Origin of the sequence: Mycetocola miduiensis (assembly GCF_900115155.1) — a bacterium.
GTDB lineage: Bacteria > Actinomycetota > Actinomycetes > Actinomycetales > Microbacteriaceae > Mycetocola_A > Mycetocola_A miduiensis.
This window is the reverse complement of record NZ_FOVM01000008.1, coordinates 84,071-106,503: the sequence shown is the minus strand read 5'-3', so window position 1 is coordinate 106,503 and position 22,433 is coordinate 84,071. Positions and strand designations below refer to the sequence as shown.

Annotated in this window: 29 protein-coding genes; 1 reads left to right on the top strand and 28 read right to left on the bottom strand. The window is 64.4% G+C overall.

Annotation, left to right across the window (positions count from 1 at the left end):
* Window positions 1-32: 32 nt before the first annotated feature.
* The 16 genes from glmM to BM197_RS13280 form a co-directional block, all read right to left on the bottom strand.
* The gene (gene glmM / locus BM197_RS13355) at window positions 33-1,394 is read right to left on the bottom strand and encodes a phosphoglucosamine mutase (protein ID WP_090712369.1); all 1,362 of its coding nucleotides are present in this window, start codon (window positions 1,392-1,394) and stop codon (window positions 33-35) included.
* A 27-nt stretch (window positions 1,395-1,421) separates the two neighbouring features.
* Window positions 1,422-1,907 (bottom strand): 30S ribosomal protein S9, encoded by a 486-nt coding sequence (gene rpsI / locus BM197_RS13350; RefSeq protein ID WP_090712367.1) that lies wholly within the window; start codon window positions 1,905-1,907, stop codon window positions 1,422-1,424.
* Window positions 1,908-1,935: 28 nt separating this feature from the next.
* Window positions 1,936-2,382, bottom strand: coding sequence for a 50S ribosomal protein L13 (gene rplM, locus BM197_RS13345; RefSeq protein WP_090712365.1), 447 nt, complete (start codon window positions 2,380-2,382; stop codon window positions 1,936-1,938).
* A gap of 137 nt (window positions 2,383-2,519) precedes the next feature.
* Complete coding sequence (gene truA / locus BM197_RS13340; RefSeq protein WP_090712363.1) at window positions 2,520-3,437, bottom strand: tRNA pseudouridine(38-40) synthase TruA; 918 nt, start codon at window positions 3,435-3,437, stop codon at window positions 2,520-2,522.
* A gap of 146 nt (window positions 3,438-3,583) precedes the next feature.
* Entirely contained in the window at window positions 3,584-4,129 is a 546-nt protein-coding gene (rplQ, locus tag BM197_RS13335) for a 50S ribosomal protein L17 (RefSeq protein WP_090712361.1), read from the bottom strand.
* A gap of 49 nt (window positions 4,130-4,178) precedes the next feature.
* On the bottom strand, window positions 4,179-5,171 hold the full coding sequence (locus BM197_RS13330) for a DNA-directed RNA polymerase subunit alpha (protein ID WP_090712359.1): 993 nt from the start codon (window positions 5,169-5,171) through the stop codon (window positions 4,179-4,181).
* Between the two features lie 127 nt (window positions 5,172-5,298).
* A complete protein-coding gene (gene rpsK / locus BM197_RS13325; protein WP_090712357.1) occupies window positions 5,299-5,697 on the bottom strand; it encodes a 30S ribosomal protein S11 in 399 nt (132 codons plus the stop codon).
* A gap of 43 nt (window positions 5,698-5,740) precedes the next feature.
* On the bottom strand, window positions 5,741-6,115 hold the full coding sequence (gene rpsM, locus BM197_RS13320; protein WP_090712355.1) for a 30S ribosomal protein S13: 375 nt from the start codon (window positions 6,113-6,115) through the stop codon (window positions 5,741-5,743).
* A 142-nt stretch (window positions 6,116-6,257) separates the two neighbouring features.
* Window positions 6,258-6,371 carry a 50S ribosomal protein L36 gene (gene rpmJ / locus BM197_RS13315; RefSeq protein ID WP_090712353.1) on the bottom strand — a complete coding sequence of 38 codons (114 nt, stop codon included), beginning with the start codon at window positions 6,369-6,371 and terminating at the stop codon, window positions 6,258-6,260.
* A gap of 82 nt (window positions 6,372-6,453) precedes the next feature.
* Window positions 6,454-6,675, bottom strand: a complete 222-nt coding sequence (infA, locus tag BM197_RS13310; protein WP_090712332.1) for a translation initiation factor IF-1 — start codon at window positions 6,673-6,675, stop codon at window positions 6,454-6,456.
* 145 nt (window positions 6,676-6,820) lie between these two features.
* Window positions 6,821-7,966, bottom strand: coding sequence for a mannitol-1-phosphate 5-dehydrogenase (locus BM197_RS13305; protein WP_090712330.1), 1,146 nt, complete (start codon window positions 7,964-7,966; stop codon window positions 6,821-6,823).
* Window positions 7,963-8,403, bottom strand: coding sequence for a PTS mannitol transporter subunit IIA (locus BM197_RS13300; protein ID WP_090712328.1), 441 nt, complete (start codon window positions 8,401-8,403; stop codon window positions 7,963-7,965). Before BM197_RS13300 ends, BM197_RS13305 begins: the two co-directional genes overlap by 4 nt.
* Window positions 8,400-9,980 carry a PTS mannitol transporter subunit IIBC gene (locus tag BM197_RS13295; protein ID WP_090712325.1) on the bottom strand — a complete coding sequence of 527 codons (1,581 nt, stop codon included), beginning with the start codon at window positions 9,978-9,980 and terminating at the stop codon, window positions 8,400-8,402. The genes BM197_RS13300 and BM197_RS13295 overlap by 4 nt, the downstream gene beginning before the upstream one ends.
* A 2-nt stretch (window positions 9,981-9,982) precedes the next feature.
* Window positions 9,983-11,593, bottom strand: coding sequence for a phosphoenolpyruvate--protein phosphotransferase (gene ptsP / locus BM197_RS13290; RefSeq protein ID WP_245762548.1), 1,611 nt, complete (start codon window positions 11,591-11,593; stop codon window positions 9,983-9,985).
* Between the two features lie 64 nt (window positions 11,594-11,657).
* On the bottom strand, window positions 11,658-11,924 hold the full coding sequence (locus BM197_RS13285) for an HPr family phosphocarrier protein (protein ID WP_090712321.1): 267 nt from the start codon (window positions 11,922-11,924) through the stop codon (window positions 11,658-11,660).
* Window positions 11,917-12,273: a PTS sugar transporter subunit IIB gene (locus BM197_RS13280; RefSeq protein ID WP_090712319.1), complete on the bottom strand. Its 357-nt coding sequence runs from the start codon at window positions 12,271-12,273 to the stop codon at window positions 11,917-11,919. The genes BM197_RS13285 and BM197_RS13280 overlap by 8 nt, the downstream gene beginning before the upstream one ends.
* A 229-nt stretch (window positions 12,274-12,502) precedes the next feature.
* Between BM197_RS13280 and BM197_RS13275 the strand changes: the two genes are divergently transcribed.
* Window positions 12,503-14,407, top strand: coding sequence for a BglG family transcription antiterminator (locus BM197_RS13275; protein WP_090712317.1), 1,905 nt, complete (start codon window positions 12,503-12,505; stop codon window positions 14,405-14,407).
* A 136-nt stretch (window positions 14,408-14,543) separates the two neighbouring features.
* On the opposite strand, the gene BM197_RS13270 is transcribed toward BM197_RS13275, so the two are convergent.
* The 12 genes from BM197_RS13270 to rplX all read right to left on the bottom strand — a co-directional run bounded on the left by BM197_RS13270 (window position 14,544) and on the right by rplX (window position 22,433).
* Window positions 14,544-15,428, bottom strand: coding sequence for an aminodeoxychorismate lyase (locus tag BM197_RS13270; protein WP_245762542.1), 885 nt, complete (start codon window positions 15,426-15,428; stop codon window positions 14,544-14,546).
* 32 nt (window positions 15,429-15,460) lie between these two features.
* Window positions 15,461-16,288: a type I methionyl aminopeptidase gene (gene map, locus BM197_RS13265; protein ID WP_090712315.1), complete on the bottom strand. Its 828-nt coding sequence runs from the start codon at window positions 16,286-16,288 to the stop codon at window positions 15,461-15,463.
* Window positions 16,288-16,881: an adenylate kinase gene (locus tag BM197_RS13260; protein ID WP_090712313.1), complete on the bottom strand. Its 594-nt coding sequence runs from the start codon at window positions 16,879-16,881 to the stop codon at window positions 16,288-16,290. Before BM197_RS13260 ends, map begins: the two co-directional genes overlap by 1 nt.
* Window positions 16,878-18,200, bottom strand: a complete 1,323-nt coding sequence (secY, locus tag BM197_RS13255; RefSeq protein ID WP_090712311.1) for a preprotein translocase subunit SecY — start codon at window positions 18,198-18,200, stop codon at window positions 16,878-16,880. The genes BM197_RS13260 and secY overlap by 4 nt, the downstream gene beginning before the upstream one ends.
* 161 nt (window positions 18,201-18,361) lie before the next feature.
* Complete coding sequence (gene rplO, locus BM197_RS13250) at window positions 18,362-19,039, bottom strand: 50S ribosomal protein L15 (RefSeq protein ID WP_090712309.1); 678 nt, start codon at window positions 19,037-19,039, stop codon at window positions 18,362-18,364.
* Complete coding sequence (gene rpmD / locus BM197_RS13245) at window positions 19,039-19,221, bottom strand: 50S ribosomal protein L30 (protein WP_177216840.1); 183 nt, start codon at window positions 19,219-19,221, stop codon at window positions 19,039-19,041. Before rpmD ends, rplO begins: the two co-directional genes overlap by 1 nt.
* A complete protein-coding gene (gene rpsE, locus BM197_RS13240) occupies window positions 19,221-19,943 on the bottom strand; it encodes a 30S ribosomal protein S5 (RefSeq protein ID WP_090712307.1) in 723 nt (240 codons plus the stop codon). The genes rpmD and rpsE overlap by 1 nt, the downstream gene beginning before the upstream one ends.
* Window positions 19,940-20,299, bottom strand: a complete 360-nt coding sequence (gene rplR, locus BM197_RS13235; RefSeq protein ID WP_090712305.1) for a 50S ribosomal protein L18 — start codon at window positions 20,297-20,299, stop codon at window positions 19,940-19,942. Before rplR ends, rpsE begins: the two co-directional genes overlap by 4 nt.
* A 2-nt stretch (window positions 20,300-20,301) precedes the next feature.
* The gene (rplF, locus tag BM197_RS13230) at window positions 20,302-20,838 is read right to left on the bottom strand and encodes a 50S ribosomal protein L6 (protein ID WP_090712303.1); all 537 of its coding nucleotides are present in this window, start codon (window positions 20,836-20,838) and stop codon (window positions 20,302-20,304) included.
* A gap of 6 nt (window positions 20,839-20,844) precedes the next feature.
* Complete coding sequence (rpsH, locus tag BM197_RS13225) at window positions 20,845-21,243, bottom strand: 30S ribosomal protein S8 (RefSeq protein WP_090712301.1); 399 nt, start codon at window positions 21,241-21,243, stop codon at window positions 20,845-20,847.
* A 243-nt stretch (window positions 21,244-21,486) separates the two neighbouring features.
* A complete protein-coding gene (gene rplE / locus BM197_RS13220) occupies window positions 21,487-22,074 on the bottom strand; it encodes a 50S ribosomal protein L5 (RefSeq protein ID WP_090712299.1) in 588 nt (195 codons plus the stop codon).
* Window positions 22,074-22,433 carry a 50S ribosomal protein L24 gene (rplX, locus tag BM197_RS13215; protein WP_090712297.1) on the bottom strand — a complete coding sequence of 120 codons (360 nt, stop codon included), beginning with the start codon at window positions 22,431-22,433 and terminating at the stop codon, window positions 22,074-22,076. The genes rplE and rplX overlap by 1 nt, the downstream gene beginning before the upstream one ends.

Genomic DNA, 22,433 nt, shown 5'->3' with positions numbered 1-22,433 from the left:
GAAGCGGACAGGCAGGGCCTCTTCTCACAGGTTCAGACGGTGAGGCGCTCCCGCACGACGTCGGCGAGGGCGTGTGCCAGACGGTCGGCCGTCGGCTGGTCGGCTGCTTCGACCATCACACGGACGAGTTGTTCGGTCCCGCTGGGGCGGAGGAGGACGCGCCCGGTGTCACCGAGCTCCTTTTCCGCGCTCAGCACTGCCGCAGCGAGGATCTCATCGGTGTGGATGCCGTTCCGATCGACGTCTTTCACATTGACGAGAATCTGCGGGTAAACATCCATCACCGAGGCGAGCTCCGCAGCGGTCTTGCCGGTGCGCGCCATTTCGCTGACCAGGTGAAGACCGGTGAGGATGCCGTCACCCGTCGTCGCGAATTCGCTCATGATGACGTGTCCGGACTGTTCACCACCGAGGGCGAAGCCGTGCTCGTTCATCTCCTCGAGCACGTATCGGTCACCGACCTTGGTCTGGACCATCGAGATTCCGTGCTCGTCCATCGCGACGCGAAGGCCGAGATTGCTCATCACCGTTGCGACGAGTGTGTTGTCGGTGAGGTGTCCGCGTTCCTTCATCGACACAGCGAGGATCGCCATGATCTGGTCGCCGTTGATGATGTTGCCGTCGGCGTCGACGGCAAGGCACCGGTCGGCGTCGCCATCATGCGCGATGCCGATGTCGGCGCCGTTCTCGATAACGGCCTGGGCCAGAAGATCGAGATGGGTCGATCCCACACCGTCGTTGATGTTCATGCCGTCGGGGTCGTTGCCGATGATCGTGAGGGTCGCTCCGGCGTCGCGGAAGACTTCGGGAGAGACGCCGGCGGCTGCGCCGTGTGCGCAGTCGAGGACGACGTGGATGCCGTCAAGTCGGTGCGGCAGGCTCGCGAGGAGGTGGACAACGTATCGGTCCTCAGCATCGGCGAAGCGGCGGATGCGGCCGACTCCTGCCCCGGTGGGAGCGAGGTTCGGTTCGGTGAGGTGGTGCTCGATGCGGGCTTCGACCTCATCGGGAAGCTTGCGGCCACCGCGGGCGAAGATTTTGATGCCGTTGTCGGGGGCAGGATTGTGGCTCGCGGAGATCATCACGCCGAAGTCGGCGTCGATGTCGGCGATGAGGAAGGCTGCGGCCGGAGTCGGGATGATGCCGGCGTCGAGCACGTCCACGCCACTGGAGGCGAGGCCCGCAGCGACCGCTGCTGCGAGGAAATCGCCTGACACACGCGGGTCGCGGGCGAGCACGGCGACGGGGCGCTTGCCGGCGGCGCGGCGTGCCTCAGCACTACGGCCCTGCCCAAGCACCACTGCGGTGGCTTGGGCAAGGCCGAGAGCGAGATCTGCCGTCAGGTCGGCGTTCGCGAGACCGCGAACACCGTCAGTACCAAACAGGCGAGGCATAAGGTCGAGTCCAGGACCGAGGCGCGATTAGCGCTTCGAGAACTGGGGTGCCTTACGTGCCTTCTTGAGTCCAGCCTTCTTGCGCTCCTTGACGCGAGCGTCACGGGACAGGAAGCCGGCCTTCTTCAGGGTCGGACGGTTGTTCTCTTCGTCGATCTGGTTGAGCGCACGCGCGATGCCGAGGCGAAGCGCTCCTGCCTGGCCGGAGGGGCCACCGCCCGAGATACGCGCGATGACGTCGTAGCCACCGGCGAGGTCGAGAACCGTGAACGGGTCGTTGATCAGCTGCTGGTGCAGCTTGTTCGGGAAGTAGTCGGCGAGCTCGCGGCCGTTGACCGTGATGGTGCCTGAACCGGGGACGAGGCGCACGCGGGCGATGGCCTGCTTGCGACGGCCGACGGCTGCGCCGGGAACGCTGAGGGCCGGGCGGGCTGCCTTGGGGGCATCCTGGGTCGGCGTCTCGGTGGAGAAGCTCTCCGGGGTCTCTGCGATGGAATCTGAAATGTTCGCCACTGTAGTAATCCTTATGTCTCTTCGGCGCTTACTGGGCGACCTGGTCGAGGGTGTACGTCTTGGGCTGCTGCGCGGCGTGCGGGTGCTCTGACCCGGTGTAAACCTTGAGCTTGCGCAGCTGCGCGGCGCCGAGGGAGTTCTTCGGGAGCATGCCGCGAACAGCCTTCTCCACCGCACGGCCCGGGTTCTTCTCGAGCAGTTCGGCGTAAGTCACAGCCTTGATGCCGCCCGGGTAACCGGAGTGGCGGTAGGCCTTCTTCTGGAGGAGCTTCTGGCCGGTGAGGGCAACCTTGTCGGCGTTGATGATGATGACGAAGTCACCGGTGTCCATGTGGTTGGCGAAGGTTGCCTTGTGCTTTCCGCGGAGGAGGACGGCGACGTGGCTGGCCAGTCGGCCGAGCACGATGTCGGTGGCGTCGATGATGAACCAGTCCCGCTGGATCTCAGATGCCTTGGGGGTATAAGTGCGCGTCACAGTAGTGCTGCTTTCTTGTCGTAAGTTGGTTGCTCGTGAATCCCGCTCCGTTGGGAGTTCCAGATCTGGAACGCCGCAGGTGGAGGGCTCAACTTCGGATGCCGTGCTGCAGTCAGCGCAGACACCAAGGAGCAATGTTACCCGGCGTCGTCGTCCGGGTCAAACTCGGCGAAGGGGTCCCGCCCGTCGGTGAGCGAACGCCGCTGCCGCGTCAGCAGGGCACGCTGGCCGAGCAGTGCGTCGGAGGGGTAGCCCACTTCGGCGAGCGTCAGACCGCGTGCAGGCATGACGGCGAACTCGTTCGATCGCTCGAGTCCGCTGCGGAGCCGTTCGGCGTCGGCGACGTCGAGTTTGCCCTCCCCCACGGCGACGCACACGCCGACGAGGGCGCGCACCATGCTGTGGCAGAAAGCATCCGCCCGGACATCCGCGACGAGGACACCCCGTGCATCCCGCGTCCAGCCGAACCGCTGCAGCGTACGGATGGTGGTCCTGCCGTCCCGCGGGCGGCAATACGTCGCGAAGTCGTGCAGCCCGACGAGGGATTGGGCGGCGGCGTTCATCAGGTCGACGTCGAGCGGCGATGGGTGCCAGACGGTCTGAGCCCGTTCGAGTGGGTTGCGGAAGGAGAGGCTGTCGGCGATGCGGTATTCGTAGCGGCGCCAGACGGCGGAGAAGCGGGCATCGAACCCGTCGGGGGCCGGGGCAGCGTTTGTGATGAGGACGTCGGGGTACTGCCCGAGCACACCGTTCACTTTGCGGCGCAGGGCGCTGCCGGTCGGGTGCAGTCCGTCCTTCGCCGGCCGGCCCCTCCGCACCCGGGCCGCGCGGTCCTCGTCAAGGTCCAGGTGCGCAACCTGCCCGGTCGCATGCACGCCGGTGTCGGTGCGTCCGGCGACCGTGACGACGATCCGATCGCCGTGTTTTCCGAGGATCGTCGTGATCGCCTCTTCCAAAACCCCCTGCACCGTCCGGAGCCCCGGCTGCTTGGCCCACCCGGCAAAATGGGTGCCGTCGTAAGCGATGTCGAGTCTGAATCGCTGCGGCTGGGTCACTGGCCCAGTTTACGAGAAGCCGTCAGCACTCCTTGACGAGCGCGACCGGCTGGGTGATCGCGACGAATCCCATGCTTTCGTCGAGGCTGAACGACGAAACCCCCGGCATCCTTTCGGACACCGGGGGTTTCAACAGAACGGCAGAATTACTTGTCGTCGGCCTTCTCAACCTCGACTGCCTCTGCATCGGCTTCGACAGCCTCAGCTTCGGGTGCTTCTACTGGAGCCTCTTCGGTCGCGGCTTCGTCAGCCGCAACGTCGGTCTCCTCGACCGGTGCTTCTGCAACGGGTGCAGCGGCTGCGGTGGTCTTCGACTTCTTCACCTTGGGGGTGACGGGCTCGAGAACCAGTTCGATCTGCACCATGGACGCGTTGTCGCCCTTGCGGAAACCGAGCTTGGTGATTCGGGTGTATCCACCGTCGCGCTCGGCGACGAGCGGAGCGATCTCGGTGAAGAGTTCGTGGACGACCGTGGTGTCACCGATGACGCGCATGACACGGCGGCGGGCGTGGAGGTCTCCGCGCTTCGCGAACGTGATGAGGCGCTCTGCCACCGGGCGGAGGCGCTTGGCCTTCGTCTCGGTGGTCTTGATGCTCTTGTGGGTGAACAGGGCAGCGGCCAGGTTGGCGAGCATCAGGCGCTCGTGCGCTGGGCCGCCTCCCAGGCGGGGGCCTTTGGTGGGCTTAGGCATGAAAAGTTATCTCCAGTATCAAAAGTGAAAAAGGCGTCGAGGACGAGCCTTAGTTGCTTGTCTCGTCTTCGTAACCCGAGTAGAAGTGGGCGCCGTCGAATCCGGGAACCGAATCCTTGAGCGAAAGCCCCATTTCCACGAGCTTGTCGCGAACCTCATCGACCGACTTCTGTCCGAAGTTGCGGATGTTCATCAGCTGCGTCTCGCTCAGTGCGACGAGCTCGGACACGGTGTTGATGCCCTCACGCTTGAGGCAGTTGTACGAACGCACAGACAGGTCGAGGTCTTCGATGGGGATCGAAAGCTCGCTGGAGAGGACAGCATCGACCGGCGCTGGGCCGATCTCAATGCCTTCAGCGGCGTTGTTCAGTTCGCGGGCGAGACCGAACAGCTCGACGAGGGTGGTACCGGCGGACGCGATGGCGTCGCGCGGGGTGATGGCCGCCTTCGTCTCCACATCGACAACCAGACGGTCGAAGTCGGTACGCTCACCGGCACGAGTCGCCTCGACACGGTAGGTGACCTTGAGCACGGGCGAGTAGATCGAGTCGATCGGGATCTGACCGGCCTCAGAGAACTCGTTGCGGTTCTGGGTGGCGGACACGTAACCGCGGCCACGCTCGATGGTGAGCTCGAGCTCGAACTTCGCCTGGTCGTTCAGGGTGGCGATGACGAGGTCCGGGTTGTGTACCTCGACGCCGGCCGGAGCCGAGATGTCGGCTGCGGTGACCTGGCCTGCGCCGGTCTTGCGCAGGTACGCGGTGATCGGCTCATCGTGCTCGCTGGAGACGACGAGGCCCTTGATGTTTAGGATGATTTCGGTGGCATCCTCTTTCACACCGGGGATGGTGCTGAACTCGTGCAGCACACCGTCGATACGGATGCTGGTTACAGCAGCGCCCGGAATCGAGGAAAGCAGGGTGCGACGGAGTGAGTTTCCGAGGGTGTAACCGAAGCCAGGCTCCAGGGGCTCAATCACGAACCGGCTGCGGAACTCTGAAATGTTCTCTTCGGTGAGCGTTGGGCGCTGTGCAATAAGCACTATGAATTCCTTTCGGCTAAGTGTCCGCTATATGACACTTGCAATGGCGAGGTATGAAGTTGTGTTCGTCAACGGGCGATTGAGCAGCGCCTGACAGGCACTGCTCAATCGACCAATGGGTGAAAAATCAAACGCGGCGACGCTTCGGCGGGCGGCAACCGTTGTGCGCCTGCGGGGTGACGTCGTTGATCGAACCGACCTCGAGGCCTGCGGCCTGAAGCGAGCGGATCGCGGTCTCGCGGCCTGAACCGGGACCCTTGACGAAGACATCAACCTTCTTCATGCCGTGCTCCTGCGCCTGGCGGGCTGCCGACTCTGCGGCGAGCTGAGCGGCGAAGGGGGTCGACTTGCGTGAACCCTTGAAGCCAACTCCACCGGAGGAAGCCCAGCTGATGACGGCACCAGTGGTGTCCGTGATCGACACGATCGTGTTGTTGAAGGTTGACTTGATGTGGGCCTGGCCCACAGCAATGTTCTTCTTCTCTTTTTTACGCGGCTTGCGAGTAGCCGACTTGGGTGCTGCCATTGATTTCTCCTAAATCTTCCTGGCGAGACTCGAGGCCGGAGGCCTAGCGAGCCTTCTTCTTGCCGGCTACGGTGCGCTTCGGTCCCTTGCGGGTACGGGCGTTGGTCTTCGTGCGCTGACCACGGACGGGCAGGCCGCGACGGTGGCGGATTCCCTCGTAGCTGCCGATTTCGACCTTGCGACGGATGTCGGCCTGAACTTCACGGCGGAGGTCACCCTCTACCTTGTAGTTCCCTTCGATGTAGTCACGAAGCAGGATCAGCTGGTCGTCGCTGAGGTCCTTCACGCGAATGTTTCCGCTGATACCGGTGTCGGCGAGGGTCTTGATTGCCCTCGTGCGTCCAACACCGTAGATGTACGTCAGTGCGATTTCCACGCGCTTGTCGCGGGGAATATCTACGCCGGCGAGACGTGCCATGGTGGCTTCTCCTAGGAGTTAGTGGAGGTGTGGAGCAGGTCCTGTGCCCGGGCCTCCGACCCGAGGTGTCCCTCGAAAAGAGTTCTGGAACTGCCGATATTGTGTTGCTGGTTGTGCTGCGGTTGCCTTCAGGAAAGAAGGACTAACCCTGACGCTGCTTGTGGCGCGGGTTGTCGCAGATGACCATGACGCGTCCATTGCGACGAATGACCTTGCACTTGTCACAGATCTTCTTGACGCTGGGGTTGACCTTCATGTGATTCTCTCTTTTCGCTGTCGTCGTGCCTGGAGCTCCCGCAATGCATTGGGGGTAGCCAGGCCGTTACTTACAGCGCGTCCTACTTGTAGCGGTAAACGATCCGGCCGCGGGTCAGATCGTATGGGCTGAGCTCAACGATCACGCGATCCTCTGGGAGGATGCGGATGTAGTGCTGGCGCATTTTGCCGCTAATTGTGGCAAGAACTCGGTGGCCGTTGGTCAGCTCAACGCGAAACATCGCGTTGGGCAGAGCTTCGACTACTGAGCCTTCGATCTCGATGACACCGTCTTTTTTGGCCATACACTCACTGTCGCTAAAGGTAGTTCGCACTGGTCGTGCGGATGGATTGTGGTGCCACTTGCTCCGAACGGAGAACACGCCTTAAGCGTGCACAAAGCACCAACGGACAATCTTATGTTAAGGAGCGCTATTTAGCCAATCGGCGTCAGGCCCGTGACGTCGAGACGACGGCGACCAGTTCGCTGAACAACGGATGCCCCGGTGCGAGTCCTGTGACGCGCTCGACGAACGCAGGCGCATCCAGTTCCACCAGCAGGGAGCGCATCTCGACGCTCTGCTCATCGTCGGCCACATCGAAACGCAGGGCTGTGCCCACGGCGTCCAGAAGTGCCGTGCGCGGGATGCCCCGTTCGGCCAGTTCGGCGGCCGGGCCGATGAAGCGCTCGTTCCTCGACAGCTTCCGGAGGGGCTGTCGCCCGACCCGCTGGACGGTGTCCGGGAGGTGCGGGTTGGCGAACCGCCCAAGGATCTTCTCGCGGTAGACACGCTGCACGTCCGGGTCGATGCCGTGCTTGGCCACGAGGAGCGCGCTTGTCTCTTCGAGGACCGCGCGGACGGCATCCGCGACGCGGGGGGCAGCGAGAGCGTCGGAGATCCTGTCGATGCCCGCGGCGAAGCCGTAGTATGCGGCGGTGGCGTGGCCGGTGTTGACCGTGAAGAGCTTGCGTTCGATGTACGGGCCGAGCGCATCGACGAAGGTGGCGCCGGGGATCTCCGGGCGTGCGTCCCCGAACGGCGGTGACTCGATGACCCATTCGTAGAACGTCTCCACCGTGACGTCGATGCCCGCCGCCGGGTCCTGCCCAGGCACGATGCGGTCGACCGCGGTGTTGGCGAAGATCGCCCGCGGAGCGATCGCCTCCCACTCATCGGGGCCGACGCTCGACTGCACCTCGGTCTTCAGCAGGTCGGTGGCGTTGATTGCATTCTCGCAGGCCATCACGACGAGCGGCGGCAGCCCGGAGTCCCTGAGCGCCAGGGCCCTGGCGATAACGGGCGCCACGAATCGCAGGATGTTGGGCCCGACCGCGGTGGTGACCACGTCTGCGGTCTGGATTTCGGCGATCAGCTCGTTCTCAGAGCTGGCGCTGTTGATCGCACGGTAGCCGGTGACGGTGCGGACTCCCCCACCGTCACCGACTTCGTGCACCTGATAGCTCGGCGCTCGGTTGAGCGCGTCGATGAGCTCCGCGTTCACGTCGGCGAAGACAACCTCGTAGCCGGCATCATGAAGCAACAGACCGACGAAACCTCGCCCGATGTTGCCTGCGCCGAAGTGAACGGCTTTCATTCTGCGTTGACCTCCTCGAGCAGCGCGAACAGTTCGTTCGCGTCCGCCGCGTCGAGAAGCTTCTGGACTTCGTCCTCGTCGGAGAACACGATCGCGATCTTGGAGAGGATCTCGAGGTGCTCGTTGTTGATCCCGGCGATACCGACCGCGAACCTGACCTGCTCACCGCCCCAGTCGATCGGATCCGCGTACCGCACGAGCGAGAGTGCTGAACGGGAAATGGCATCCTTCGCTTCGTTCGTGCCGTGCGGGATGGCGAGGTAGTTGCCCATGTAGGTCGACACGGACGCCTCCCGTTCGAGCATCGCGTCGACATACGTTGGGCTGACCGCTCCCGCGGCGACGAGCAGGCCGCCCGCTTCGCGGATCGCGTCGTCCCTCGTCGTCGCGGATCCTTGGGCCACCACGTTCTCAGGTGTCAGGATGTTGTCGGTCATGCGGTTCCCCCATCGTTGTTGCGCTTGACGATCTCAACGACGTCGTCGTACTTCGGGCTGTTCATGAAGTTGTCGACCGAGATGTGCTGCGAGTTCGGCGACTTCTCACGCGCCCGGTCGGTGAGGTCCTGGTGGGTGATGACGAGGTCGGCGTCTCCGGTGAGGTTCGCGATCGACTGGTTGGTCACCGTCACGTCAGTTACGCCGGCTTTCTTGATCTTGTTGCGCAGCACAGACGCACCCATGGCGCTCGATCCCATTCCGGCGTCGCAGGCGAACACGATGTTCTTCACGAGCGTCGCGGTAGCCGTCCCCGTCGCCGATCCGGTGTCCGAGGTGCCTTCCGCGACGAGGCCGCCGAGCACTGAGCTCTTCTTGCCCTTGTTCGACTCGGTGGCAGCGACCGCAGCGCTGATGTCCCCGGCGTTGCCTGCGGCCAGGTCGCGCTTGCGGGACGCACGGAGGATGATCGCCGCGATGGTGAACGATACCGCTGCTGCGGCGAGCACCGAGAGGACCACACCGACCATGCTGGTGAACGGAGTCTGGATGAGGACAGCGATGATGCTGCCGGGCGACGCAGGGGCGCGAAGTCCGCTCTGGAACAGCGCGTTCACGGCGACACCGGTCATTCCGCCGGCGATCGCGGCGACGACCAGGAGCGGCTTCATCAGCACGTACGGGAAGTAGATCTCGTGGATGCCGCCGAAGAACTGGATGATGATCGCACCGGGGGCGCTGGCCCGGGCGATGCCCAGTCCGAAGAACGAGTACGCCAGCAGGATGCCGAGCCCAGGGCCGGGGTTGGCCTCGATGAGGAACAGGATGCTCTTGCCGGATTCCTCGACCTGCTGCACGCCAAGCGGGGTGAAGACGCCGTGGTTGATGGCGTTGTTGAGGAAGAGGATCTTGCCTGGTTCGACGAAGATGCTGACGAGCGGCAGGAGTGAGAGGGCGACGAGCCAGTTGACCACGCTTTCGAGCAGCGCACTCAACGTGGTGATGATCGGAGCGATACCGAAGAAGCCCACGATCGCGAGGATCGCACCGAGGATGCCCGCGGAGAAGTTGTTGACGAGCATCTCGAAGCCGGCTTTGATCTTGCCGTCCCAGATGGCGTCGATCTTCTTCATCAGCCACGCGGCGAGCGGACCCATGATCATGGCGCCGATGAACATCGGGATCGAGGATCCGACGATGACACCCATGGTGGCGATGGTGCCAACGACACCGCCGCGTTCGCCATAGATCATCCGTCCACCGGTGTTGGCGATGAGGAGCGGGAGCAGGTAGGTGATCATCGGGCCGACCAGTCCGACGTACCGCTGGAAGGTCGTTCCGTCGTCGGCCTGCGCGAGCGCGGTCGCCGCGCCCTGCCAGCCGATCACATCCGCGTTTCCGAACCCGCCGAGGATGCCGTTGGGCAGCCAGCCGGTGGCGATGAAGAATGCGGTGATGAGGCCCCACGCAATGAATGCTGCGATATTGGGCATCACCATGCCGGAGAGGAACGTGCCGAACCGCTGGACGCGGACCCGGGTACCTCCCGGCTTGGCGGGGGAAGACGTCGTCGTCATGATTATGCCTCTTTCATGGAAAGTGCAGCGGCGGCAACCGCTGCGCGTGATTCGGCCGCCCCGTCGGCGGCCAGGGCGATCTCGGCGAGCTGTCGTGCCTCGTCGATGGTGTAGTTGAGAAGCGATGCCCGCACATCGGTGAGGGCGGGCGTGGACATGGACAGGCTTGTTGCTCCGAGCCCGACGAGCACAACGGCCAGGAGCGGGTCTGCTGCTGCCTCGCCGCAGATTCCGACCGGTTTGCCTACGGCTGCTCCCGCGGCCCCGACCTCGCCGACCAGGCGGAGGACCGCCGGATGCCAGGGGTCCTGGAGCGCGGCGACCGAACCGAGCATCCGGTCAGCGGCGAGCGTGTACTGGGTGAGGTCGTTCGTTCCGATCGACGCGAAGTCCGCCCGGCCCAGCACCCGGTCGGCCAACAGCGCCGCCGACGGGACCTCGACCATGACTCCGGCAGTGCGGATTCCGCATTCGCGCGCAAGCCCGACGAAGTATCCGGTCTCTTCAACCGTGGAGACCATGGGAGCCATCACCCACAGTTCCGCCTGCGTTGCGGCGTCCGCCTGGGCGAGGGCGGTAAGTTGCTCGCGGAGGATGTCCTCGCTGGCGCGAAGGGCGCGAAGACCGCGAAGACCGAGCGCCGGGTTCTCTTCGTGGGCGTCGTTGAGGAACTGCAGGGGCTTGTCGGCACCGGCGTCGAGCACGCGGACCACGACCTTTTTGCCGGGGAACGCCTGGAGCAGCCGGAGGTAGTGCTCACGCTGCTGCTCGATGGTGGGGGCGGTGCCTCCGGCGTCGAGGAAGAGGAATTCGGTGCGGAACAGCCCGACGCCTTCGGCACCGGCGTCAGCAGCGGCCTGGGCGCCCGCGGAGGAACCGAGGTTGGCCAGGAGCGGGATGGCCGTCCCGTCGGCGAGGGCTCCGGGGGTGACCGGGGCGACAGCTGCGGCCTGCCGTTCGGCGATGCGCCGTTCGGCGTCGGCTTTCTGCTGGTCGGTCGGGTTCGCGATCACGGTGCCGGACGCAGCGTCGAGGATGACCACCGTCCCGTCGGCCAGACCGGTGGCATCCGTTGCGCCGACGACGGCGACGATCGACTTCTCCCTCGCGAGGATCGCGGTGTGGGAGGTCGGTCCGCCGTCACTCGTGACGAGCCCGAGCACCTTGTCGAGGTCGAGCATGGCGGTATCGGCGGGGGCGAGGTCGCGGGCGACGAGGACGAACGGATGCTCAGGGCTGGGGACGCCTGGGGCAGGCACTCCCCCGAGATCGGCGATGACCCGCTGTGACACGTCGTCGAGGTCGGCGGCGCGTTCACCGAGGTAACCGCCCATGGCGGCGAGCTGGTCGCGGAACGAGGCGAAAGCTTCGAACACGGCACGCTCAGCGGTCTTGCCTGCGGCGAGCGCTTCGTCGATCGCTTCGGAGAGCATCGGGTCCTCGGCCATCATGGCCTGGGCCTCGAGCACGTCTCGTGCGGCACCGCCGGCGGCCTGGCCCCGGGACTCGAGTTCACGGGCGACGATTCTGAGCGACGTTCGTGCGCGTTCGGCTTCGTCGGCCTGCGTCCTCGTGCTCGGGGAATCGGCGGGCGGCGGCAACGGGTCTGACATCCGGGCCACGACGCCGATGGCGACGCCCTGGCCGATTCCGGTGCCCGATACGAGGGCCGGCGTGCTACTCGTCATGGTCGGTCACCAGCAGTTCGGCGAGGTCGTCGAGGACCTGTTCGGCGTTGTCACCGTCTGCGGTCAGGGTGACGTAGTCGCCGTGGTCGACGCCGAGCGAGATGACCCCGAGAATGCTTGCCGCGTTGACCGGCTTGCCACTACCTTTGGCGAGGGTGACGGATGCCCCGGATGAGCTGGCCGCCTGGGTAAAGAGCTTCGCCGGGCGCGCGTGCAGCCCGTGTGACGATCCGATTCGAACGGTGCGTTCAGCCATGGGTGGGTCCTCCGTCGCTGCGTTGTGGTTCACCCTGTACCGGCGCCGCCCCTGCAGCATTCAGGGCGAGGTCGAGGGCATCGTCGCCGGCCGGCGACGAGAAGATGGTGTCGGGCAGCACGGCAACGCCGACGCCGGCAAGATCCGCGGTGTGCCGGATGGCTGCAAGGCGATCGCCGAGGTGAGGGCCGAGCAGGATGGCGTCAGCCGCTGGGAGCCGTTCAGCCAGCGAGTCCAGCGGACAGGCTTCGGCGGTCACCGGGAGCGAACGCGCCGTGGCGGCTTTGCGGATCCGAAGCGCAACGAAGGTGCTTGACGCTCCCGCGCCACACACCACGAGGATTCTCATCGACGCGCCTCCGTTGCCGTTTCGTTTTCGTGCACTCGCTGAGGGCCCGCAAGATCACGGGCTTCCCCGATTCTCCTGCCGGGGCGTCGACGCCCGCCACCATGAAGCTTTCCGCCCCTGCGGAAACGCCCGATTTTGCGCCTCGATGCGACGAACAAGTGGTTGACTCGGAAGAGACGCTCACGCCCCAGGTTGTTTTCCCCCCGAGCGCCTGAAGGAGCCAGCGAGCATGACACGCGACAGACAGGATCGGATCCTGACCTACCTCTCCAGGGCAAGCACCTGGGTGACGGCCGGGGAGCTTGCCGACGTCCTCGGTGTGACGCCCCGCAGCATCCGCAGTTATGTCACCGCCGTCAAGTCGCGGGCCTCCCCGCACACGGTGGTCGAGGCCGGCCCGAACGGGTACCGGATCGATGCGGATGGCTATGCGGCCTTCCGGTCCAAGGCCGCACCGGGTTCATCGGAGACCCCCAGGGACCGTTTGTATGGCATCGTGCGCCGGCTTGTCGACAGCCCGGACGGGTTGAACGTGTTCGACCTCGCCGAGAGCCTGTATGTCTCGGAGTCGACAGTCGAATCAGATCTCGCCCGCGTCCGCTTGCTGCTGTCGGAGGCGGAGTTGTCGCTGACCCGGCGCGGGAGCACCGTCGCTCTCGAGGGGACGGAGCTGGCCCGCCGCCGGCTGTTGTCGCGCATGTTCCGGGAGGAGACCGACCGCGGCATGATCGAACTCGAGGCCATCCAGCGCGAGTTCTCGTCCCAGAGCCTCGGCGCATTCAAGACCGACGTGATCGACATGCTCAGCGATCGGGGCTACCTGCTCAACGATTACGGCATCGACAATGTGCTGCTGCATATCGCGATCGCTGTCGACCGGGTGTCAAAGAATCAGCGGGTCCCTGAGCCGGAGAGAGCGAACACCGAGCCGGACGACGGCATCCCCGCCGCGCTGTCCGCTCTCATCACGAAGCATTTCGGCGTCCCGCTCGGCGCGGCCGATATCGACTACCTCGCGTACCTGATCACCACTCGTGCGGCGAGAAGGACTGAGGATGTCGCCGATCCCGGTTACCTCAACCAGGCCGACCTCGATGTGGTGCGGACCATCGTGCTGAACGCGGGCGAGGAGTATCTCGTCGACCTGTCAGACGAGGACTTCATCACCCGGCTGGCCCTGCACGTGCAGAACCTGCTTCGCCGGGCGCACGAGCACTCATACTCCCGTAACCCGCTGGCGCGGTCGATCAAGACGTCATACCCGATGATCTACGAACTCGCCGTGTACATCGCCAGCCGGCTTCAGACGCACGGCGACGTGGAAATCAACGACGACGAGATCGCCTACATCGCCATGCACGTCGGCGCCCACCTGCAGCAACGGTCGCGGTCGGACGATCTGCTGCGCGGCGTTCTCGTCTGCCCGAACTACTACGACATGCACCTGTTGTTGCGAGACCGGATCACGCTGATGCTCGGCGACGCGATCGAGGTTGTTCGGGTCGTGACGCGCAGCGATGTCTCCTGGGCGGATCTTGACGCCGACATCGTACTGACGACGATCGAGCCGCCGGTGCCTGACGAGTCCATCGTCGTCATCCAGCCGTTCTTCACCGAGGGTGACGCCGACCGGGTGCGCCAGGTGGTCAGCCGGGTGCGGCGGGTTCACCGGCGGGCCCTGATCAAGGATGAAGTGCTGCAGTACTTCGATGCGTCACTGTTCGTGCGGAACGCCGGCGCGAAGGACGAAGCGGGCATGATCCGGCAGCTCGGTGAGCTCATGGTCGCACGCGGCATCATCGACGAGGCGTATGTCGACGGGGCGATCGAGCGGGAACGGATGTCGTCGACCGCGTTCACCGACTCCCTCGCCGTCCCCCACGCGATGGCGATGACCGCCAGGAGCACGTCCATCGCGATCGCCGTGAACGAGTCCAGCATGCCGTGGGGTGAGAACCGGGTGAATGTGGTCGCGTTCATCGCTTTCAGCGCGAGCGAACGCGCCAGCTTCCAGCGGGTGTTCGATCAGTTCGTTGAGGTCTTCTCCGAACGGGAGGACGTTCAGCGGATCGTCAAGAAGTCTGTCGACTTCGGCTCGTTCATCGATGAGCTCGTCCGGACGATGGACTCCTGACACCCGGGCTTGTGCGCCGACCGCCGGCGTGGTCCCCCGCCGCTCGGTCGAAAACGGTTGCTCCGCACGATGAACTCCAGCCGAATCCGACCGGGCAACGCCCCGTCCAGCCAATAACGACCGAGCAACAGCGGCGTCAGGCGAGCAGCGCCGCGTTCATCCGCGCTGTCAGCTCGAGGTCGGTCGGAACAGCCTCGCCGTCGACGGCCGTGATCGGGGCAGCCAGCCGCACACTGGAGACCAGCCAGGCGGCATCCGACCGTAGAAGTTCGCCGACCTCGATCGTTCGGTACACGCACTCGAAGCCGTCGTCCTGGAGGAACTCGAAAAGGTCCGATTGCGTGGTTCCCGCGAGGATTCCGTGCTGGATCGCCGGCGTGAGGATGGTGTTGCCCTGTCGCAGAATCAGCGACGAGGTCGGCCCCTCGAGCGCGAATCCGTCGGTGGAAGTGAACACGACGTCGTCAGCCCCGCGGCTTTTCGCTTCGCGGAGAGCGGCCATGTTGATCGCGTACGACAGGGTCTTCGCGCCGACCAACAGCCAGGGTGCGTTTTCGCCGACGTCGTTCGCATAGCCGCGGCTGAGAGTGACGACGCGGATGCCGTCGGTACGCTCCGGGAAATCGCTTGAAACAGGCGTGCCCGTGAGCCAGCAGGTCGGCGGGCCGGCCTCGTCGGTTCCCCGGGTGATCACGAGGCGGACCGATGCCTGGCCCTTGGGCGGCAAGGCAGCCAGAAGCGCCTCCACTCCCCCGCGCCACTGCGCGAGGTTCGGTGCGGGCAGGTCCAGCTTCTCGGCGGACGCCTCCAGGCGGGCGAGGTGCGCGTCGATACCCCGCGCGCGACCATCGCTCACCCCGAGAGTCTCGAAGATGCCGTCGCCCCGGCCGGCGCCGGCGTCGAAGGCGGTGAGGATCGGCTCGTCTGCCGACACGAAGCGGAGGGAGGCCGAAATCGAAGCTTTCGTCGCCTCGGCGTCCGCGGGGATCGGGTCGAGCAGGATCACGTGTGGCGTCGTCATGGACTCGACCCTAGCGCGGCCGGAGATCCGGATCAGGCGATCGGCGTCGGCGTGATCCCGAACGGTGCCAGACCGCGTGCCCCGCCGTCTTCGGCGGTGAGCACCCAGATGCCGTCCTTGTGCACGGCGACACTGTGCTCCCAGTGGGCGGCGGCGAGGCCGTCATCGGTTGCGACGGTCCAGTCATCGTCCTTGGTGTGCGTGTCGATGCTGCCGAGTACGACCATCGGTTCGATCGCGACGACGAGCCCTGGTTTGACCTCGGGGCCCTTCTGCCGCACCCGGTAGTTGAAAACGGGCGGCGCCTCGTGCATGGATCGGCCGATACCGTGCCCGACGTAGTCGGTGAGGATGCCGTAGGTGCCACGGTCTTCGACATAGCCCTGTACCGCGTCGCCGACCTCATTGAGGTGCTTAGCGGTGGCGAGCCGGGCGATTCCAGCCCACAGCGAGCCCTCGGTCACATCCGAAAGCTTCTGTCGCTCGGCGACCAGCTCGGGCCGCGCCGGGTCAGGCAGAACGATGCTGATCGCGGCGTCGCCGTTCCAGCCGCCGAGGATCGCTCCGCTGTCGATCGAGACGATGTCACCAGGCTCGAGAACGCGGCCGTTGGGGATCCCGTGGACGACGTCCTCGTTTACCGATGCGCAGATCGTGTGGAAATAACCGGCTTCGAGCTTGAAGTTCGGTGACGCGCCCAGGTCCAGGATGGCCTTCTCCGCGGCGGCATCCACCTGTGCGGTCGTCCCGCCGACGCGCAGAGCTTCCCTGGCCGCGACAAGCGATGCTGCGGTGATCCGGCCTGGCTCCAGCATCAGCCGGAGCTGCGCCGGTGACTTGTAGATCGATTTGCGAAGCATCAGGACGTTGGGAACCGAACGCCGTGCTCGGCGAGAGCGGCGCGGACACGCTCGCTGACCTCGTCGACCTCGCCGAGCCCGTCGACCTCGACGACGATGCCACGGTCCTTGTACGCGGCGATCACCGGCTCGGTCTGCTCGTGGTACACGTCCTGGCGGTGACGGATGACCTCTTCGGTGTCGTCGGCGCGGCCCTGCTCGGCAGCCCTCTTCAGCAGCCGCTTAACGACCTCGTCAGGGTCAGCGACGAGCTGGACGACGGCGCCAAGCTCCGAACCGGTTTCGGCGAGGATGCGGTCGAGTTCGGCTACCTGGTCCGCGGTCCGCGGATAGCCGTCGAGGAGGAAGCCGTTGACAGCATCCGCCTGGTGCAGCCGGTCCTGAACGATGGCGTTGGTGAGGGAGTCCGGAACGTACCCGCCGGAGGACACGATCGCCTGGACTTTCTGCCCAAGCTCCGTGCCTTCCTTGATGTTGGCGCGGAAGATGTCTCCGGTAGAGATCGCCGGGATCCCGAGCGCGTCCGCGAGGACTGCCGCCTGCGTTCCCTTGCCGGCTCCTGGCGGGCCGACGATCAGCAGACGCGCGCTCATCGCAGCAGCCCTTCGTAGTGACGCTGTTGCAGTTGCGCGTCGATTTGCTTGACCGTCTCAAGTCCGACACCGACGATGATGAGGATGCTCGCGCCGCCGAACGGGAAGTTCTGGTTGGCGCCGACGAGGGCGAGTGCGATCAGCGGGATGAGCGCGATGCAGCCGAGGTACAGTGCACCGGCCAGCGTGACGCGGGTCAGCACGTAGTCGAGGTACTCGGCGGTCGGCCGGCCGGCACGGATGCCGGGAATGAAGCCGCCGTACTTCTTCATGTTGTCTGCGACTTCTTCGGGGTTGAAGGTGATCGCGACGTAGAAGTAGGTGAAGCCGACGTTCAGCAGGAAGTACAGGGCCATGTACAGCGGGTGGTCTCCGCTGGTGAGGTACGTGGTGATCCATGTCACCCAGGCTGCGGGTTCCTCACCCGCGGCTGGCGTGTTGAACTGCGCGATCAGGGCGGGCAGGTACAGCAGCGACGACGCGAAGATGACGGGGATCACGCCGGCCATGTTCACCTTGATCGGGATGTACGTGTTGTTGCCGCCGAAAGTCCGGCGTCCGACCATCCGCTTTGCGTACTGCACCGGGATGCGCCGCTGCGACTGCTCGACGAAGACGACAGCCATCATGATGAGGAGGCCGACGGCGAGGACAAGCAGGAACGTGTCGAAGCCCCTGGACTGGATGATCGCGAGGAGCGAGCCGGGGAACGTGGCAGCGATCGAGGTGAAGATGAGGAGCGACATGCCATTGCCGATGCCGCGTTCGGTGATCATCTCACCGAACCACATGATCAGGCCGGTGCCCGCTGTCATGGTGATGACCATGAGCAGGACGGCGTACCAGGTGTCGTTGGTGAGCAACTGGCTGCACTCGGCGCTCGTGTTCGTGCCGAAGAGGGCGCCGCTTCGCGCCACGGTGATCAGCGTCGTCGACTGGAGGATGCCGAGGAAGATCGTCAGGTAACGGGTGTACTGGGTCAGCTTGCCCTGGCCCGACTGGCCTTCTTTGTGCAGAGTTTCAAAGTGAGGGATGACCACGCGCAGGAGCTGCACGATGATCGAGGCCGTGATGTACGGCATGATGCCCAGCGCGAAGATCGACAGCTGGAGCAGCGCGCCACCCGAGAACAGGTTGACGAGCTCATAGAGGCCGGAGGTGCCCTGGTTCTGCTCGAGGCAGGACTGGACGTTACCGAAGTCAACGAACGGCGCGGGCACGAACGACCCGAGTCGGTACAGGGCCATGATGCCCAGTGTGAACCCGATCTTCCGGCGAAGGTCTGGTGTGCGGAAGATCCGCGCAACGGCGCTAAACAAAAAAGGCCTCCTGGTTTCGAGCCGAGTATTTCAGCTCTTGGTGCCGGTAAATGGTCCAGTCGTCAAACAGGCCCGGCAATCGAATCTACTCGATTACCGGGCCCGTCGAACAATCGGTTCCCCGTTCGCTTTGCGCGACGGACAGACCGGCGTCTGTGGAATTACTTTACAGAACCGCCAGCGGCGACGATCTTCTGCTCAGCCGACCCGGAGACCTTGTCTACGGAAATCGTCAGCTTCACGGAAATGTCGCCGTCTCCGAGGACCTTGACCTTCTCGTTCTTGCGAACGGCGCCCTTGGCCACGAGGTCGGAGACGGTGACGTCTCCGCCCTTCGGGTAGAGCTCAGCGAGCTTCTCGAGGTTCACGACCTGGTACTCGACGCGGAACGGGTTCTTGAACCCGCGCAGCTTCGGAGCACGCATGTGCAGCGGAAGCTGTCCGCCCTGGAAGCCAGGCCGAACCGTGTTGCGCGCCTTCGTACCCTTGGTACCGCGGCCAGCCGTCTTACCCTTCGAGCCTTCACCACGACCGACACGCTGGCGTGCCTTCTTGGATCCTTCTGCCGGGCGGAGGTGGTGGACCTTGAGCACCTGGGCGCGTGGGGTCTCTTCTTCGGCATTCTTGGCCGGAGCCTTCTTTGCCGGAGCCTTCTTGACGGGAGCCTTCGGCGCGTCAGCCGCAACGGTCTCAGCCTTGGCCGATTCCTTCGGAGCAGCAGCCTTCTTCGCAGGAGCCTTCTTGGCTGGAGCCTTGTCGGCAGCAGCCTTGGCGGGCGCCTTCTTCGCGGGAGCCTTCTTGGCGGTCTCCTCGGTGACGTCCTTCTTGTCGTCAGCCATTAGTCGATCTCCTCAACCTTTACGAGGTGAGCAACAGTGTTGACGTAGCCACGGTTCTGCGCGTTGTCCTCGCGGACGACGACAGCACCGATGCGCTTCAGTCCCAGGCTGCGCAGCGTGTCGCGCTGGTACTGCTTCTCACTAATTTTGGATTTGGTCTGCGTGATCTTCAGCTGAGCCATCAGGCACCTACCTTTGCGGTAGCCGCAGCCTTGGCAGCGGCCTGAGCCTCGATCTCGAGCAGCTTGGCAGGAGCGATTTCTGAGTACTCCTTGCCACGGCGGGCTGCAACAGCGCGGGGCTCTTCGAGCATCTTCAGCGCCGTAACAGTGGCGTGAACGATGTTGATCGTGTTCGACGAACCGAGCGACTTGCTCAGGACGTCGTGGATGCCGGCGCACTCCAGAACGGCGCGCACAGGACCACCGGCGATAACACCGGTACCTGCAGCGGCCGGACGCAGGAGGACGACTCCGGCAGCAGCCTCACCCTGGACGGGGTGCGGGATGGTCGATCCGACCCGGGGAACGCGGAAGAAGTTCTTCTTGGCTTCTTCGACGCCCTTCGAGATCGCGAGGGGAACTTCGCGTGCCTTGCCGTAGCCGACACCAACGAGACCGTTTCCGTCTCCGACGACGACGAGAGCGGTGAAGCTGAAGCGACGACCACCCTTGACGACCTTGGACACGCGGTTGATGGTGACAACGCGCTCGAGGAACTGGCTCTTGTCAGCGTCGCGGCTGTTGCGCTCGCGACCCTGGTTGCGTTCGCCCCGGCCGCCACGGCTGCCGCGGTCGCCCCGTGCGTCAACGCGCCCGGAGCTTTCGGTTCCGGCAGCGGTCTCGACCGGCTTCTCAACTGGCTGGTCCGCGGTAGCGGCCTCAACCTTGCTTGCATCACTCACAGGTTCAACCCACCCTCTCGAGCACCTTCGGCGATGGCCGCAACGCGACCCGCGTACCGGTTACCACCACGGTCAAAAACGACTTCTTCGATACCGGCGCTCTTCGCACGTTCTGCAACGAGCTCGCCGACCTTCCTGGCTTTGGCGGTCTTGTCACCGTCAAAGGTACGGAGGTCAGCTTCGAGGGTGGATGCCGACGCGAGGGTGAAACCCTTGCTGTCGTCAACGACCTGGACGAATACGTGACGAGCCGAACGGGTCACGACGAGACGCGGGCGAGCCGCGGTTCCATCGATCTTCTTACGGAGGCGCGCGTGACGACGGTCACGGGCAGCCGACTTGGACTTTACGGCCATGGTTACTTACCAGCCTTTCCGGCCTTGCGGCGAACGATCTCGCCGGCGTAACGCACACCCTTGCCCTTGTAGGGCTCAGGCTTGCGAATCTTACGGATGTTGGCAGCAGCCTCGCCGACGGCCTGCTTGTCGATCCCGGACACCGTGAGCTTGTTGTTGCCCTCGACGGTGAGCGTGATGCCAGCAGGCGGCTCGATCAGGACCGGGTGGGAGAAGCCGAGGGCGAACTCGACCGAGCTGCCCTTCTGAGCCACGCGGTAACCGGTTCCGACAACTTCGAGGCCCTTGGTGTAACCCTGGGTGACGCCGATGATCTGGTTGCTGATGAGGGTACGGGTGAGCCCGTGCAGGGAGCGCGATTCACGCTCGTCGTCCGGCCGGGTAACCAGAACCTGGTTGTCCTCGACCGTGGCCTCGATCGGGCTGGCGACGGTGAGCATCAGCTCGCCCTTCGGGCCCTTGACGGAGACGACGGAGCCGTCGACCGCGACGGTGACGCCTGCGGGGATCTCAATGGGGAGTCTTCCAATACGCGACATTTGTGGCTACCACACGTAGGCGAGGACTTCCCCACCTACGCCCTTCTTCTCGGCCTGACGGTCGGTGAGCAGACCGGAGGAGGTGGACAGGATGGCGACGCCGAGGCCACCGAGAACCTTGGGGATCTCGGTCGACTTTGCGTAGACACGGAGGCCGGGCTTCGAAACGCGCTTGATGCCCACGATGGAGCGTTCACGGTTCGGGCCGAACTTGAGGTTCAGGGTGAGGGTCTGGCCGACGCGAGCGTCTGCAACTTCCCAGCCGGAGATGTAGCCCTCAGAGGTGAGGATGTCGGCGATGTGCGACTTGAGCTTCGAGTGCGGCATCGACACGGTGTCGTGGTGTGCCGAGTTCGCGTTGCGCAGTCTGGTCAGCATGTCTGCGACCGGATCTGTCATTGTCATAGGTGATTTCCTTCGTTCACCAGGTTTCGTTCACCCGTTACACGAATGACGACCTGTGGTGGTTAGGGGTGAAGCGGATGCTCCGCCCCCCTGATCTTTTTCGCCGCAATGCGCCGGCCTCCCGATTTCACGAGGAAATCGGTCGACCGGCGCCGAGGCGATCAAGTTCTTCAGTTGTGCCGCGGCATCCAAGCCGGCTGCAAGCAACCGACCTAATATACCGCTACTTTGCTGAGTGTTCTGTTACGCCTGGTTTTCAGCGGTCTTGAACGGGAAGCCGAGCGCCTTGAGCAGCGCGCGACCCTGTTCGTCGTTCTTCGCGGTCGTGACGACCGTGATGTCCATACCGCGAACCCGGTCGATCTTGTCCTGGTCGATCTCGTGGAACATCGACTGCTCGGTCAGACCGAAGGTGTAGTTTCCCGAGCCGTCGAACTGCTTCGGGCTCAGGCCGCGGAAGTCGCGGATACGAGGGAGCGCGAGGCTCAGCAGGCGGTCGAGGAACTCCCACATGCGGTCTCCACGAAGCGTGACGTGGGTTCCGATGGGCTGTCCTTCGCGCAGCTTGAACTGTGCGATCGACTTGCGTGCCTTCGTGATCTGCGGCTTCTGACCGGTGATCTTGGTCAGGTCGGCGACGGCGCCATCGATGATCTTGCCATCGCGGGCTGCCTCGCCGACACCCATGTTCACGACGATCTTGGTGAGCGTCGGGATCTGGTGCACGTTGGTCAGGCCGAGGTCCTTGAGCAGCTGCTCCTGGAGCTCTGCCTTGTACTTCTGCTTGAGGCGGGGCTGGATTTTGCCAGCCTCCACTGCCGTGTCAGTCATTAAAGGTCCTTACCTGACTTTTTGGCGTAACGAACGCGGACCGTCTTGGTGACGCCGTTCTTCGTTACTTGCTCATTACGGTGGCCGACGCGAGTCGGCTTCTTGGTCTCGGGGTCGACGAGCGCCACGTTCGAGATGTGAATCGGAGCCTCGTGGGTTTCAATCCCACCAGTCTTCGTTCCACGCTGGCTCTGTCCCTGACGGACGTGCTTGGTGACGTAGTTGACGCCCTCAACGATGACGCGGTTCTTCTCGACCAGCACCTCGATGACCTTGCCCTGCTTGCCGCGAGAACCGCCGCGAGCCTGGGTCGGACCTGAGATGACCTGGACGAGGTCGCCCTTTTTGATCTTCGCCAT

Coding starts and splice junctions, on each gene's coding strand:
- glmM (WP_090712369.1), bottom strand. CDS start 1,394: ATGCCTCGCCTGTTTGGTACTGACGGTGTTCGCGGTCTCGCGAACGCC.
- rplQ (WP_090712361.1), bottom strand. CDS start 4,129: ATGCCTAAGCCCACCAAAGGCCCCCGCCTGGGAGGCGGCCCAGCGCAC.
- rpsK (WP_090712357.1), bottom strand. CDS start 5,697: ATGGCAGCACCCAAGTCGGCTACTCGCAAGCCGCGTAAAAAAGAGAAG.
- rpsM (WP_090712355.1), bottom strand. CDS start 6,115: ATGGCACGTCTCGCCGGCGTAGATATTCCCCGCGACAAGCGCGTGGAA.
- rpmJ (WP_090712353.1), bottom strand. CDS start 6,371: ATGAAGGTCAACCCCAGCGTCAAGAAGATCTGTGACAAGTGCAAGGTC.
- infA (WP_090712332.1), bottom strand. CDS start 6,675: ATGGCCAAAAAAGACGGTGTCATCGAGATCGAAGGCTCAGTAGTCGAA.
- BM197_RS13305 (WP_090712330.1), bottom strand. CDS start 7,966: ATGAAAGCCGTTCACTTCGGCGCAGGCAACATCGGGCGAGGTTTCGTC.
- BM197_RS13300 (WP_090712328.1), bottom strand. CDS start 8,403: ATGACCGACAACATCCTGACACCTGAGAACGTGGTGGCCCAAGGATCC.
- BM197_RS13295 (WP_090712325.1), bottom strand. CDS start 9,980: ATGACGACGACGTCTTCCCCCGCCAAGCCGGGAGGTACCCGGGTCCGC.
- ptsP (WP_245762548.1), bottom strand. CDS start 11,593: ATGTCAGACCCGTTGCCGCCGCCCGCCGATTCCCCGAGCACGAGGACG.
- BM197_RS13285 (WP_090712321.1), bottom strand. CDS start 11,924: ATGGCTGAACGCACCGTTCGAATCGGATCGTCACACGGGCTGCACGCG.
- BM197_RS13280 (WP_090712319.1), bottom strand. CDS start 12,273: ATGAGAATCCTCGTGGTGTGTGGCGCGGGAGCGTCAAGCACCTTCGTT.
- BM197_RS13275 (WP_090712317.1), top strand. CDS start 12,503: ATGACACGCGACAGACAGGATCGGATCCTGACCTACCTCTCCAGGGCA.
- BM197_RS13270 (WP_245762542.1), bottom strand. CDS start 15,428: ATGACGACGCCACACGTGATCCTGCTCGACCCGATCCCCGCGGACGCC.
- map (WP_090712315.1), bottom strand. CDS start 16,288: ATGCTTCGCAAATCGATCTACAAGTCACCGGCGCAGCTCCGGCTGATG.
- BM197_RS13260 (WP_090712313.1), bottom strand. CDS start 16,881: ATGAGCGCGCGTCTGCTGATCGTCGGCCCGCCAGGAGCCGGCAAGGGA.
- rplO (WP_090712309.1), bottom strand. CDS start 19,039: ATGGCTGACGACAAGAAGGACGTCACCGAGGAGACCGCCAAGAAGGCT.
- rpmD (WP_177216840.1), bottom strand. CDS start 19,221: ATGGCTCAGCTGAAGATCACGCAGACCAAATCCAAAATTAGTGAGAAG.
- rplR (WP_090712305.1), bottom strand. CDS start 20,299: ATGGCCGTAAAGTCCAAGTCGGCTGCCCGTGACCGTCGTCACGCGCGC.
- rplF (WP_090712303.1), bottom strand. CDS start 20,838: ATGTCGCGTATTGGAAGACTCCCCATTGAGATCCCCGCAGGCGTCACC.
- rpsH (WP_090712301.1), bottom strand. CDS start 21,243: ATGACAATGACAGATCCGGTCGCAGACATGCTGACCAGACTGCGCAAC.
- rplE (WP_090712299.1), bottom strand. CDS start 22,074: ATGACTGACACGGCAGTGGAGGCTGGCAAAATCCAGCCCCGCCTCAAG.
- rplX (WP_090712297.1), bottom strand. CDS start 22,433: ATGGCGAAGATCAAAAAGGGCGACCTCGTCCAGGTCATCTCAGGTCCG.